15 protein-coding genes and 1 tRNA gene are annotated in these 13,140 nt (G+C 63.6%); 7 read left to right on the top strand and 9 right to left on the bottom strand.

Translation table 11 applies throughout. The annotated features are described in order from the left end of the window. Positions 1-118 precede the first annotated feature (118 nt). The 4 genes from JZY91_RS02670 (at position 119) to JZY91_RS02685 (ending at position 3,556) form a co-directional block, all read left to right on the top strand. Positions 119-484 (top strand): FKBP-type peptidyl-prolyl cis-trans isomerase, encoded by a 366-nt coding sequence (locus tag JZY91_RS02670; protein ID WP_234948439.1) that lies wholly within the window; start codon positions 119-121, stop codon positions 482-484. Positions 485-486: 2 nt separating this feature from the next. Next, a complete protein-coding gene (locus JZY91_RS02675; protein ID WP_234948440.1) occupies positions 487-1,314 on the top strand; it encodes an aldo/keto reductase in 828 nt (275 codons plus the stop codon). A gap of 315 nt (positions 1,315-1,629) precedes the next feature. After that, positions 1,630-1,908, top strand: a complete 279-nt coding sequence (locus JZY91_RS02680) for a DUF485 domain-containing protein (protein ID WP_234948441.1) — start codon at positions 1,630-1,632, stop codon at positions 1,906-1,908. A 4-nt stretch (positions 1,909-1,912) separates the two neighbouring features. Then, complete coding sequence (locus JZY91_RS02685) at positions 1,913-3,556, top strand: cation acetate symporter (protein ID WP_234948442.1); 1,644 nt, start codon at positions 1,913-1,915, stop codon at positions 3,554-3,556. A gap of 123 nt (positions 3,557-3,679) precedes the next feature. Here the strand turns inward: JZY91_RS02685 and JZY91_RS02690 are convergent, their stop codons facing one another. From JZY91_RS02690 to JZY91_RS02700, 3 genes are all read right to left on the bottom strand, one after another. Next, positions 3,680-4,783: an HNH endonuclease signature motif containing protein gene (locus JZY91_RS02690; protein ID WP_234948443.1), complete on the bottom strand. Its 1,104-nt coding sequence runs from the start codon at positions 4,781-4,783 to the stop codon at positions 3,680-3,682. Between the two features lie 100 nt (positions 4,784-4,883). Continuing rightward, positions 4,884-5,750, bottom strand: a complete 867-nt coding sequence (locus tag JZY91_RS02695) for a DUF1906 domain-containing protein (RefSeq protein WP_234949024.1) — start codon at positions 5,748-5,750, stop codon at positions 4,884-4,886. A 60-nt stretch (positions 5,751-5,810) separates the two neighbouring features. Then, complete coding sequence (locus tag JZY91_RS02700; RefSeq protein ID WP_234948444.1) at positions 5,811-6,650, bottom strand: polysaccharide deacetylase family protein; 840 nt, start codon at positions 6,648-6,650, stop codon at positions 5,811-5,813. A 317-nt stretch (positions 6,651-6,967) separates the two neighbouring features. Here JZY91_RS02700 and JZY91_RS02705 point away from each other — a divergent pair, with 317 nt between their 5' ends. Beyond that, the gene (locus tag JZY91_RS02705) at positions 6,968-7,723 is read left to right on the top strand and encodes a S1 family peptidase (RefSeq protein ID WP_234948445.1); all 756 of its coding nucleotides are present in this window, start codon (positions 6,968-6,970) and stop codon (positions 7,721-7,723) included. Positions 7,724-8,018: 295 nt separating this feature from the next. Here the strand turns inward: JZY91_RS02705 and JZY91_RS02710 are convergent, their stop codons facing one another. Next, positions 8,019-8,363, bottom strand: a complete 345-nt coding sequence (locus tag JZY91_RS02710) for a hypothetical protein (RefSeq protein WP_038587918.1) — start codon at positions 8,361-8,363, stop codon at positions 8,019-8,021. Positions 8,364-8,654: 291 nt separating this feature from the next. On the opposite strand from JZY91_RS02710, the gene JZY91_RS02715 reads away from it, so the two are divergent. Further along, entirely contained in the window at positions 8,655-8,795 is a 141-nt protein-coding gene (locus JZY91_RS02715) for a hypothetical protein (protein ID WP_234948446.1), read from the top strand. 253 nt (positions 8,796-9,048) lie between these two features. On the opposite strand, the gene JZY91_RS02720 is transcribed toward JZY91_RS02715, so the two are convergent. The 5 genes from JZY91_RS02720 to JZY91_RS02740 form a co-directional block, all read right to left on the bottom strand. Further along, positions 9,049-9,121, bottom strand: a tRNA-Arg gene (locus tag JZY91_RS02720). A gap of 120 nt (positions 9,122-9,241) precedes the next feature. Continuing rightward, the gene (locus JZY91_RS02725) at positions 9,242-9,526 is read right to left on the bottom strand and encodes a glutaredoxin domain-containing protein (RefSeq protein ID WP_234948447.1); all 285 of its coding nucleotides are present in this window, start codon (positions 9,524-9,526) and stop codon (positions 9,242-9,244) included. Then, positions 9,527-10,012, bottom strand: a complete 486-nt coding sequence (locus JZY91_RS02730; protein WP_234948448.1) for a dihydrofolate reductase — start codon at positions 10,010-10,012, stop codon at positions 9,527-9,529. It abuts the gene before it with no gap. Beyond that, positions 10,012-10,812 (bottom strand): thymidylate synthase, encoded by an 801-nt coding sequence (locus tag JZY91_RS02735; RefSeq protein WP_234948449.1) that lies wholly within the window; start codon positions 10,810-10,812, stop codon positions 10,012-10,014. The genes JZY91_RS02730 and JZY91_RS02735 overlap by 1 nt, the downstream gene beginning before the upstream one ends. Next, positions 10,812-11,585, bottom strand: a complete 774-nt coding sequence (locus tag JZY91_RS02740; RefSeq protein ID WP_234948450.1) for a 3'(2'),5'-bisphosphate nucleotidase CysQ — start codon at positions 11,583-11,585, stop codon at positions 10,812-10,814. Before JZY91_RS02740 ends, JZY91_RS02735 begins: the two co-directional genes overlap by 1 nt. A 117-nt stretch (positions 11,586-11,702) precedes the next feature. Between JZY91_RS02740 and JZY91_RS02745 the strand changes: the two genes are divergently transcribed. Continuing rightward, complete coding sequence (locus tag JZY91_RS02745) at positions 11,703-13,139, top strand: ATP-binding protein (protein WP_370639244.1); 1,437 nt, start codon at positions 11,703-11,705, stop codon at positions 13,137-13,139. Position 13,140 lies beyond the last annotated feature (1 nt).

A 13,140-nucleotide genomic window follows, 5' to 3' on the forward strand; every position in this document is an offset into this window, starting at 1 on the left:
GGGGTGTAGCCCGCGGCGCCTCAACCGTCGGTATCGGCCTTTCCCTTATACTTTGGGGAAGTCCGTTCCGGCGGTTTTGCTATGCCGCCATCAAAAACGTGCAAGGAGATTGCCAGCTATGGAGAAGCCCACCATCGACGTTCCGCAGGAGACGGCGCCGGTAGACCTCGTGATCGAGGACATTGTGATCGGTGACGGCGCCGAGGCTGTTGCTGGCGGCTACGTCAAGGTGCACTACCTCGGCGTGACGTATGACAGCGGCAAGGAGTTCGACTCCACCTGGGACCGCGGCGAAGCGGCCGAGTTCCCGCTCGACGGCCTGATTGCAGGCTGGCAGGAGGGCATCCCGGGCATGCGCGTCGGCGGCCGCCGCGAGCTGACCATTCCGCCGGAGATGGCGTACGGCCCCGCTGGCGGCGGTCACCCGCTGGCCGGCCGCACCCTGGTCTTTGTCATCGACCTTCTCGACGCAAACGAGGGCTAGGCATGCGCATCCCAGTTACCACGCTTAACGACGGTTATGATTTCCCTCTCCTCGGCCTCGGCACCTACAAGCTGAAGCCTGAGGAGACGGAGCGGATCGTGCGCACCGCGATCGAGCTCGGCTACCGCCACATCGACACCGCATCGCTCTACGGGAACGAGGTTGAGGTGGGCAAGGCCGTCAACGCAGCGATTGCGGCGGGGGACGTGACGCGCGAGGAGCTGTTCATCACCACCAAGCTGTGGAACGATGACCAGCACCGCGCCGCCGAGGCGTACCAGGAGTCCCTGAAGCGCCTGGACCTCGAGTTCATCGACCTGTACCTGGTGCACTGGCCGGTGCCGCAGCAGGGCACCTACGTCCAGGCCTTCGAGCAGATCGTGCAGCTGCAGGGCATGGGCCAGCTGCAGAGTGTCGGCGTGGCCAACTTCTACGAGGAGGTGCTGGACGAAATCATCGCCAAGACCGGAGTCACCCCCGTGCTGAACCAGGTGGAGCTGCACGCGGGCTTCACGCAGCCGGAGCTGCGCGCGTACCACGATGCCCGCGACATTGTCACCGAGGCGTGGGCGCCGCTGGCCCGCGGCGAGAACCTGGACGCGCCGGAGATTGTCGCCGTCGCGGACAAGCACGGCAAGACCCCCGCCCAGGTCGCGCTGGCGTACCTGCTGCACCTCGGCTGCTCCGTGGTGCCGAAGACCTCCAACCCGCAGCGCTTGGTGGAGAATCTCGGCGCAGTGGAGCTCACGCTTGATAGCGAAGACGTGGCCGCCCTAGATGCCGTTAAGGGCGGGCGCATGTCGGGGGATCCGCGTACGTTCCCGAATTAGCGTCGAAAAGCTTCAATGCTTCGTTGAGGGTCCGCCGCCATGCGGGCCCTTTTTCGTGCCCGGGGGTAGTTGTAGTACCAAAAGTTTCTGCACGTTGTTGACGCGTGCGGGGGTGGGAAGGGGAAAGCGAACCTGAACGTTGGTTCAGAAAATGTGGGATAGGTTACATTCTTTCTGTCTAGTTGCAGGACCCTCACTTGGAGGGAACTGCGACGAGGCGAGTGTCTATCGTCTTAGCAAGAAAGGATTGAGGCCGTGGCCGGATCTACAGCTATCCCGACTCGACGTGAGCCCACTCCAGAAGAGTTCATTGCAATGCAGCAGAGCTCTGAATTCCAGGAGTTGCGCGGCACGTTCCGCGGATTCACGTTCCCTGTGATGATCGCGTCGCTTGTTTGGTACCTCCTCTACGTGCTGGTGGCAACGTTCGCGTCTGACTTCATGGCCCGACCGCTCCTAGGCCTCAACGTGGGCCTGTGGCTGGGTCTGCTGCAGTTCATCACCACCTTCGCCATCACCTGGATCTACGTGAACTGGGCAAACAAGAACATTGAGCCGCGTGCGGCGCACATCCGTGAAGTGATGGAGGGCTAGAGCCATGCAGACGACTCTTCTCGCGGCACCCGCCGCACAGGCAACCGGCAACCCGATCCTGAACATCGCCGTCTTCGGCATCTTCATCGCGGTCACCCTCTTTGTGGTGACCCGCGCTGGCAAGACCACCAGCGAAGCTTCCGACTTCTACACCGGCGGCGCCACCTTCAACGGCACCCAGAACGGCCTCGCCATCGCGGGTGACTACCTCTCCGCAGCATCCTTCCTGGGCATCGTCGGCTCCATCGCCCTCAGCGGTTACGACGGCTTCCTCTACTCCATCGGCTTCTTCGTAGCGTGGCTGGTGGCCCTGCTGCTGGTGGCGGAACCGCTGCGTAACGTCGGCCGTTTCACCATGGCGGACGTGCTGTCCTTCCGCCTGAAGCAGAAGCCGGTCCGCGTGGCCGCCGCCTTCGGTACCCTCTTCGTGTCGCTGTTCTACCTCATCGCGCAGATGGCCGGCGCCGGCTCCCTGGTGTCCGTGCTGCTGAACCTGCACTCTTTCACCTCCCAGGCGATCTGTGTCGCCATCGTCGGCGTCATCATGATCATCTACGTCCTGATCGGCGGCATGAAGGGCACCACCTACGTGCAGATGATCAAGGCCGTCCTGCTCATCGCCGGTGTCGCCATCATGGCCGTCCTGGTGTTTGTGAAGCTGCGCGGCGGCAACCTCTTCGACGCGGCAATCGACATGCACGCCAACTCCCAGACCCTGGCAGACAAGGGCTACGCCGCTGAGGCCATCATGCAGCCGGGCCTGAAGTACGGCGGCACCCTGACCAAGCAGATCGACTTCGTCTCCCTGGGCCTCACCCTGGTGCTGGGTACTGCCGGTCTGCCGCACGTGCTCATGCGCTTCTACACGGTGCCGACCGCGAAGGAAGCACGTAAGTCCGTGACCTGGGCCATCGTCCTTATCGGTGCGTTCTACCTGCTCACCCTCATCCTCGGCTACGCTGCTGCAGCGTTCGTCGGCCCGGACCGCATCCTGGCTGCGCCGGGTGGCGCGAACTCCGCCGCACCGCTCCTGGCGTTCGAGCTCGGCGGCTCCATCTTCATGGCGCTGATCTCCGCTGTCGCGTTCGCTACGGTGCTTGCGGTGGTGGCCGGCCTGGCAATTACCGCTTCCGCTTCCATCGCCCACGACGTCTACGACGCTGTGCTCCGCGACGGCAAGTCCTCCGAGGAGGAGCAGGTCCGCGTCTCCCGCATCACCGTGATCGTGCTGGGCATCGTCTCCATCATCCTGGGCATCCTGGCCATGACCCAGAACGTGGCGTTCCTCGTCTCCCTCGCGTTCGCCATCGCCGCATCTGCGAACCTGCCGACCATCCTGTACTCCCTGTACTGGAAGAAGTTCAACACCACCGGCGCTGTGTGCTCCATCTACGCGGGCCTGATCTCCTGCCTGCTGCTGATCTTCCTGTCCCCGGCAGTTTCCGGCTCCCCGAGCTCCATGTTCCCGAACGCTGACTGGGCGATCTTCCCGCTGTCCAGCCCGGGTATCGTCTCCATCCCGATCGGCTTCCTGGCCGGCATCATCGGCACCTACCTGGGTAAGCCGGACAACTTCGACGCCCTGCAGGCGGAGATGGAAGTTCGCTCCCTCACCGGTGTTGGTGTGGAGGCTCCGGTCGACCACTAATCGGACACTCCCTATCCAAAGCAACGGCGCTCACCCCGCCGTTGCTTTTTTGCTTTTCGACGATTCCAAGCACACCAACCAGCCCCTCCCCGCAAGGGGAGTGGCTGGAAAGGGGGAGCGTCGTCAAGCGTGGGGGAACAGCTGCCCCATCGCACCGTAAGGGTGCGCGGTGTTGGGGACGAGGTGCCCGCGCGGGGAGCGCCAGGTAGGCGTGCCGCGCACCATCTCGATGCGGCCGCGGCGGTGGTGGGCTGGGTCATCGTCGTTGACCATGTTGTGGTAGCGGCACAGCATGGCGAGGTTGCTCAGGTTCGTCTGGCCGCCGTTGCGCCAGGCGGTGATGTGGTGGGCCTGGCAGTGATCGGCGGGGCGGCGGCAATCCGGCACCGGGCAGATCGGGTTGATCATGCGGGCGAGCGTGCGCTGCTTGGCGTTGGCGAAGCGCTCGGTGCGGTAGAGGTTCACCGCGCCGTGCTCGGGGTGGAACAGCGCCGCCTGGAGGTGGTGCTCCGCGGTGGCGAACTGGGCCAGGTACTCGGCGCCGGTGATGGTGGTGCCGTCGGTGAGGCCGAGGGTGACCTCGTCCCCGTCGCCGCCCAGGATGGCCACCCAGTCCGGCAGCGGGATCATGATGATGGGCTGCGGGACGGCGTGGGGGACGGCCGCGTGGGCGGCGTCCCCGCGCATGAGGACGAGGAAGTGCGCGAGCAGCTGCGGTGCGAGCGGCTTCGAGTGGTCCACCTGCTGCAGCAACGCGTGCTCCAGATCGGCGAGGTCGCGCTCGCCGGCGGTGACGATCATGGTGCGCATCCCACCCACCGAGCGGCCGAAGCGCACGCCCGGCCGGGGCGGTTTGGATGTGACGGGGAGGTGCTCGTTGAGGAAGTTCCGCAGCTGCTTCCGGGAGCGGCACGGTGTTTCCGCAAGCATGGTCAGCACCTCGAGACGGCGCAGGTGGCGCGCGGTCTCGTCCTCGATGGTGCCCAGGCGGCGCTCCAGCATGCCGAGGTGGTCCAGCGTCAGCTGCGCGCGGCGGGCTAGGGCGCGGGCGTCGCGCTGCTTGCGGGTGTGGCGCGTTGGGCCGTAGTAGACGCGGTGCAGTGCTCCCCACGCGTGCACCCACCCGGGGTTGATGCCGGCATCGAGCGCCGTGGGCTTGTCAAAGCCCTCCAGCGTGTCGACGTTTGTGGCGGATAGCGCCCCCACCAGCGCTGCGAATGTGGTCATGCCTCGCACAGTAGCCGAAGCAAACGTTCGCGCAAAGAGCTGCGCAATCAGCCTGTGGATAACCCGAGCCGCGCGGGCAGTTATCCACAGGCTCCGCAGGTTAGCGGCGGAGCAAGCCCCGCAGATCCAGCTGCGAGGACAGCTCGCTCGAGCCCTTCACCAGATCCGCCACTGCGGCGGCAGTCTGGCGGTCCTCCGGGGAGATAACCGAATTCAGCGCAGGTGCAACGGGCGCGGGCGCGGCGGCGGCACCCGGCGTCCACTGCCCCCAGTCCACGGCATAGACGCTGTTTATGTCCACCTCCACGCCGTCGATGTGCTGCGTCCACTTCGCCTTCTGGTGGATGGTGGTGCGCGGGTGGATGCGACCGCCGGAACCCCAGTCGTGCTGCCAGAAGAAACTGCCGATGCCGTCCTCCACGCACCACTGGATCACGTTGTAGTTGCCGTACACGCCGGTCTGGTACCCGGCCAGCACCAGCGCGGCCTGGAACGCGCGCAGGTACGGCTGGATCTGGCCCACGTACTGCTCGCGGGTGGGGTTGTCGTCGATGGCCACGTAAATCGGCCGCCCAGTCGGCCCGCCCGCCGCACGGTGGATTCGGATTGCTTCCGGCGCGTGCACCGCCGCACCCGCCGCACCGGCCAGCCAATCCGCGGTCTGCGCGCGGCCGAACTGGTACACGGACGCGGTGGCCAGGCCGTGCGCCTTGAAATCGCGCGTCTCCGCCAACGTCACCGGCTTGCCCAGCATCCACGCGGCGCCCGGACGGCGCTCGGACACGTACCGCACGGCGCCCAAGTGCCCGGCCGCCTTCACCGAGCGTGCGGACGGCACCCCAGCCGAGTAATCAATCACCGTACCCACCACTCGGCCCTGGGCCTGCGCGAGCGGCGCAACTACCGGCGACACAGCCGCCGCCGCACCAGCGATAGCAGCGGACTTCAACACAGATCGACGATTCATCGTATTCACACCAGTCACACTAGCCCCAACAATCGCTGTGGGATAGGTGCAACGCGGGTGCTAGGGAGCGTCGAGAAGCGTGAAGCGAACGTCGGGAAGCTGGGAAAGCGCAAGGCGCACGCCGGCCGCGGTGCCGGAACCGGGGTGATTCATGTGGGCGAGCACGATCGCGCCGTCCGGAGCGTCGACGATCTCCTGCGCCACCGCATGCGCGCCGGACGTCGCGCCGTAGTCCCCGTTGACGCTGAAGCCCGCGATCTGCATGCCGGCGTCGTGGGCGATGCGGACCGCGATGTCGTCGTAATGCGCAGTGCCGGCGCGGAACCACCGCGAGCGCACGCCGAACTCCGCAAGCGTGCCAGCGTTGCCCTGGATCTCCGCGAGCGCCTCCGCCGGGCTCGCCGTGCCGTGAATGCCGTACGCGGGCTGACCAGCGACGGTGAGCGGCACCTGGCGGGTGCCGTGATTCTCAACCTGGAACAGCGGATCCGCCGCCAGCTCCGCCGTGACGTCCGGGTGCGCCTCAATCCACGGCTGCGCGAGGAAAAGCGTCGCGGGGGTGTTGTGCTCGCGGAGGACCTGAATCAGCGCGGCGTCGTAGCCCCCGCTGCACGCGTCGAACGTGAGCGCGACCGTGCGCGCGCCGGGCACCGTGGGCACCGTATCCACGATCCCCGGCAGGTGCGTCCCAAACGCCTGCGGCACCATCCCCGCGTATGCCTCCGGAGCTGGATTGCTTGACGACGCCACCGTCTGCGTCGAAGTTACCGTCGCCGTGGCCGTTTGCGTGACCGTTGCTGCTGGCTGCGCTGCCCTTTGCTGCGCGGAGCACCCGGCGGCACCTCCGGCGAGCAGGAGGGAGGCGGCGAGGAAACGGCGGCGGGGCAGCGGTGTATGCACACCGGCAGTGTAGGCGGTGAGTGACGGCGGCGCGCGGGTCCCTGCCACGCCCGTGACGAGGGCCACTGAAGGTTACCGCACAGATACCTGGGAGTTGTGTTTGGATAGTTGCGTTCGTACTGGATGCTGTTGTGAGGGAGTGCCATGCCCAACCCCATGTCCACCATCATCGCCTTCATCGTGGGGTTGTTAACCGTTATCGGCCTCGGTGTCGGGCCGCCTTCATCGTGGGGTTGTTAACCGTTATCGGCCTCGGTGTCGGGCTCGGTATGGGGGATGGCTCCTCCAGTAAAGAAGACGCCGCCACTAGCACCCAGGTGCCTCAGCCTACCCGCGATCTCGGTGACGTGTTCCACTCCAGCTCGGACCTGCAGTGGCTGCAGCGCCCGGGCATGGTTTTCCCGGGTGCGCGCTACACCACGTACGGCCCGGACGGTAAGGCGAAGGGCAACTGCAGCTTCGGCTGGATGCTGCAGGACCCGCAGACCCGCACCTACTACAACGCCACCGCGGGCCACTGCGGTGTGGTGGGGGACCGCGTGTACATCCAGAAGAATGACGGCACGATGGTCTTCGCCGGCCGGTTCGTGGAGTCCACAGGCAAGCCCAAGACCCCGGACGCTCTGGACCTCGCGATCATCAGCCTGGAAGGTTCCCAGGCGCGGATTTCCTCCAGCCTGCCCACCAAATACCTCAAGATCATCCCGGCGAAGCCTGTCACCAAGGTCATGAGATCCGCGGAGCTGGAGCAGACCCAGCCATTCATCTGCCGCCTGGGCTACCGCACCGGGCTATCCTGCGGCTACTACCTCCGCCCAGTGAACCGCGACGTGTTCTTGCACATCAGCCCCGCCGATAACGGCGATTCCGGCGGCCCGATCTGGGTTTGCGGCGCAACGGCGGAGGATTGCCGAACCGGGCGCTCGGACTGGTACGCGGCCGGCATCGAGTCCTACATCCACCCGTACCGTTACGGCGAGAACGGCGCCGCAACAGTGGATGTGGTGACCGCATACGCAAAGAGCAAGGGACTCAGGCTGGTTTACCCGCAAGCTGTCAAACAGGCGGGCTAAAACCCCAGGTGGGCGGCTTACACGTTTTCCACCGCTTCCTTACACACCCCGCAACGACCCCCGTCCCGGAAACCTCCCCGAGTCTCGAAGCGAAACCCCTACCGATCCTCGCGCGGGAATCATTCTGCCACGCGGGCGGGCCAAGAAACTGGACAGGCTGTAAGCAATATACGGTTCCCCGTGCGCTAGCACGGGAGCATTTACTTATGCTTCGCAAGACAGCCGAGAAGCTAACAAAATTAATGGTGGGATGATGTCCCGTTCTGGTTCACACCCCGAGAACTTAACCTAATGTTCACAGCTTTTTCATCCCCCATTCCCATCCCCCACGATCAGCATCAGGCGAGGGGGGAGCGTAGCAATGGGAAATCTTTGAAGCGTGAAAGTAGTCCGTGAACGGCTTTTGCTCAAGATGCACACATTCCTCAGAGTCCCATTCGAACGATGCCAATTCATGCCAGACCTCAAATTGTAGCCGCAAACAATGCAGATCCTTAAGGCCAAAAAAGCTGCATAGCTCTGAAATCGTAAACTCCGCAACGACTTCATCTTTGTACAGCTTAATCCGAACAACATGATGGTCAACGTCTACCGGTTCGCCACCCTCTAGGTTCCAGAGTGGGGTTTTTAACAATTTCATTAGAGCCTCCTTAATTGGACTCCCCTGTAAAGTCTCCCCGGCACCGTTCCAAGTTAAAGGAATGGGGATGGTGGTGCCACGTTCTATCCAGCGCAACCTCTTGTGGCCAACACACTTCACTCACGTTCCCTTTCAATTAGGGTACGGCCGCCGCAACACCATTGAGTCTCGCAACGCCATGCTCAAGAACGGTTCCTACCAGGGTGCCGGCGACGTCACCACGCGCCTTATGCGCGGTTGGGCAGCGCAAATGCTGTGCATGGCCATGGCCGCAGTGGGGTGAACCTCGCCATGCTCGACGCTGCTGCCTGGTCTGGCCCGCACACGGGCCAGAAGCCGACTCCGCCACCGCCGTGGGGCGGCCGCAAGCCCAGCTCGGACGACATTGAGCAATGGAAGTTGGGCGACAACGCACCGCCGAAGGCGGCATAAGCCTCCACAGGCCACCGGCTGAATCTTGAGTTTCAAGGACTTCATGCCGAGTGGCCTACAGGTCGTGCAGCAACACCAGTTTCAACACAAAAAACCGGCCGGCAAAGCCTTTTTCAGGCTCAAAACCGGCCGGTTTTCGCGTTGTCGGGGATAGTCTCTCCCAAAGTTACCGAATTTTGAAAACTGGGTTTAACCTGGAAGGAGTTTCCTGAATTGAACGGAAAAGTTAACCGAAACCCCCCCAGGTCAGAAGCGCCCCAGACAAGAATCGAACTTGCGACACCGGCTTTAGGAGAGCCGTGCTCTATCCACTGAGCTACTGGGGCAACAGGCCAAGATTAGCGCACCGGCTAGGGCGCGCCATAATCTCGGCGGGGTGCGTGCGAGCGCGCGCAATTCGGCGACTCGGCATCAACCAAGCGGCAGCCAATCGGCCGGAACCGCGCCTACGCCTCGCCGGTGAGCTCGCGCAGCTTGGCGCGCACCGCGGAAGCCTCCGGGTTGGTCTCATAGGTGCCGTCGGAGTACAGCACGGTGGGCACGATCCGGTTGCCGTCGTTCACGCTCTCGATCCAGGCGTTGACCTCATCCATGCCGTTCGCGTCCGCATCCACCACGTCGTACGGCGTCTCGGTGCGGTCCAGCCGCTCGCGCAGTTTGCGGCAGAACGGGCACCACTCGGTGGCGAAAATGGTCACGTGGGCGTTGGTTTCGGGGGCAGCGACAGACATTTAGATCCTTTCAAACCGCTGGTACTTGTACTTCAGGCCATTGCTTTTCGACGTTTCCCATGCACCCTCCCGCACAAGCGCGAACTCATCGCCGATGCGGGGCGCAAAGACTGGGGTGGTGACGGCGTCGGTCAAACGAACGTCGATAAGCGTGCGCTCGATGACATCGACCTCGTCGATCGTGGCTTCGTAGAGCTGGCCTCCGCCGATGATCCATGCGTCGACGGCAAGGTCCGGCAGGTCGGTGGAAACGTACGCCCCGTCGGACCACGTACCCGGCTCGCGGGAGGAGAGGACGTGGTTGGGGCGACCCGGCAGCGGCTTGACCGGCAGGGCTTCCCACGTGCGGCGGCCCATGATGATGGGGTGACCCATCGTGATCTCTTTGAAGTGGCGGAGATCCTCGGGGAGGTGCCAGGGCATAGTATCGCCGTCGCCGATCACGCCGTCGAGGGATTGCGCCCAGATCGCGCCTAGGGTGGGCATTACACGGACACCTTCGCGGTGATGGTCGGGTGCGGGTCGTAGCCCTCGACCTCGATGTCCTCGAAGCGGTAGTCGAAGATGCTCGCCGCCTTGCGCAACTTGAGCTGAGGGTATGGGCGTGGCTCGCGCGAGAGCTGCTCGCGGACCTGCTCCACGTGGTCGTTGTAAATGTGGCAATCGCCGCCCGTCCAGATCAATTCGCCCACCTCAAGGCCCGCCTGCTGCGCGAACATGTGCGTGAGCAGCGCGTAGGAGGCGATGTTGAACGGCACGCCCAGGAACATGTCGGCGGAGCGCTGGTACACCTGCATGCTCAGGCGGCCATCCGCCACGTAGAGCTGGAACAGCAGGTGGCAGGGCATGAGTGCCATTTTGTCCAGCTCAGACACATTCCACGCGCTGACAAGGTTGCGGCGGGAATCCGGGTTCTGGGTCAACGTGTGTACGGCCTGGGCAATCTGGTCGATGTGCGCCCCGTCCGGCGTGGGCCAGGAGCGCCACTGCACGCCGTAGACGGGACCGAGCTCCCCATCCTCGTCCGCCCACTCGTTCCAGATGCGGATGCCGTTGTCCTGCAGCCAGCGCACGTTGGACTCGCCGCGCAGGAACCACAAAAGCTCCCCGACGACACCCTTGAGGTACACCTTTTTGGTGGTCAGGAGGGGAAAGGACTCCGCGAGGTTGTAGCGGATCTGGCGGCCGAACACGCTGCGGGTACCGGTGCCGGTGCGGTCACCCTTCGGGGTGCCGTTTTCCAACACATCCCGCAGCAGATCCTCATACGGGGTGGGGATTGCCACTAGTGAGATACTCCTTCGAAGCTGCCGTGCTGCTCGTAGTACCGAGCGCATGCAGCGAGAATGTCATCAGCCAGCTCGGGGCGGCAAATCAGCAGGTCCGGAATGTAGGTGTCCTCATTGTTGTAGCGCAGCTCCGAGCCGTCCAGGCGGGAGCAGTGCAGGCCCGCGGCCATGGATACGCCGACGGGTGCGGCCTGGTCCCACTCGTACTGGCCGCCGGCGTGGACGTACGCGTCATAATCACCGAGCAGCACGTGCATCGCCTTTGCGCCCGCGGAACCGACCTGCGCGGTCTCGAACCCGATCTCCTGCGCCACGTAGGACGCCACAGCCGGGGGACGGTTGCGGGACATTGCCACCTTGCCGGCGAACGGGCCGGAGACGTGGCGCACGTCGGAGGATTTGAACACCACGCCCAGGTCCGGCAGGCCCACGGCGGCGTGGATGGGCACACCGTTTTCCACCAGCGCCACGTGCACCGCCCAATCTTGGCGGCCGGTGGCGAATTCCTTCGTGCCGTCCAGTGGGTCCACGATCCACACACGGTTGTTGTCCAGGCGGGCCAGGTCATCTGCGGCCTCCTCGGACAGGAAGCCGTCGCCCGGGCGGTGTTGCTCCAGCACGCGGGCGATCCAGTTCTGGGCCAGGTCATCGCCGGCCTCGCCCAGCTCGCGCCCGCGCAGCAGGCCCACGCCGCGGATACCCTTCAGGATCTCGCCGGTGCCTTGCGCAATGAGGTTGGTCAGCCTGGAATCGGAGTAATCGGCGCTCATAAGCACCTATTCTACCGCCAAAGTTGGGGTGCGTCCCGGGACAGAATTCGGCAGCATGCCAAGTAACTTGCCACTTAACATGCCACATATGGCAAGTTGACTGGTAAGTTGGCTGGCATGTTGCAGCATGAACTGGAGCGCATGGTTGCGGAGCTCAGGGTAATCGGAGCTGAGGGGCAATCTGTCGAGGTCAAAAGTGGCGTAGGGAAGGGCATCCGCGAAACGCTGAGTGCATTCTCGAATGCTCGCGGCGGCCTCCTCCTCATAGGTCTGAGCGAGGAAGACGGGTTCATCCCGGCACCAGCTTTCGATGCCCTTAAAGCACGCGATGCGCTCGCTTCTCGCTGCGAAGAGTTAACCCCCGCGGTTCGGCCAGTTGTCGAAATTCATGATCTTGAAGGGGCACAGGTCATCGTTGCCGAAGTCGATGCCTTCAATCGTGAGGACAAGCCGTGTTATATCACCGAGCAGGGCCGTTACAACGGCTCCTACGTACGAACTGGTGACGGTGATCGGCGATTAACTAAGTACGAGGTGGATCGGCTCCTCGAAGAGGAGGTGCCGCCTAAGTGGGATGAGCAGACTGTGGACGAGGCATCCCGTGATGACCTCTCCGCACTGGATCTCGACAATTTCCTCAAGGTTCAGCAAACACGGCGTCCAAGAACGTTCGCGGATGGCGAGGACCGAGCCCTGCAACGCCTCCGCCTTATGAGGGGAGAGCATCCTACGCTTGCTGCACTATTGACGTTGGGGGAGTATCCGCAAGAGTTTTTCCCTCGGCTCACCGTGTCCTTCGGACTTTTTCCGGGCTCCAGCAAAGGAGATGTGACCACAGGTGCGCGATTGTTAGACAGCGCCACACTTGTAGGAACAATTCCCGAGCTCGTGGAAGCGGGTGTGGCAGCGGTGAAGCGGAACATGCGCACTGCGAGTGTGATCGGTGATGTGTATCGCGCTGATGTGCCCGACTATCCACTCGTTGCAGTGCGAGAGGCGCTGGTGAATGCATTGATGCATAGGGATTATTCGCCGAGCGCGCTCGGCAGCCAGGTGCAGATAAACATGTTCGTAGACCGGCTGGAAATCACTAGCCCGGGCGGGCTCTATGGTGGCGTTACCGTGGAGAATTTGGGGGAGGCAGGGCTCAGCGCATCGCGTAATCAACGACTTTCATCATTCCTCGAAGATCTCACGTTCGTGGGCGGTGGCCCGATCGCCGAAAACCGGGGTTCTGGAATTGCAACGATCAACCGGGCCTTAGAGGAGGCACTCATGCCCCCGCCGGTATTCACCAACCGACTAACCGATTTCACGGTCACCTTCCGCAAACGGAGGATCGCCCCGGATGAGCGGCATGGGACCGCGAGTGAGCAGGTTCTCGACCTCCTTCATCAACGAGAATCGTGGGCAACTGCAGAGTTGGTTAAGGAGACCGGTCTTAGTCGCTCCGCTGTGCAAAATGCCCTAAGCCAGCTAGTAACCGCGGGCGTTGCTGAGCCGACCGAACCCACTCGCTCCCCACGTCAGCGTTACCGGCTCACTGTCCTCTGAA

The sequence above is a fragment of the Corynebacterium sp. CNCTC7651 genome (genome assembly GCF_021496665.1).
Taxonomy (GTDB): domain Bacteria; phylum Actinomycetota; class Actinomycetes; order Mycobacteriales; family Mycobacteriaceae; genus Corynebacterium.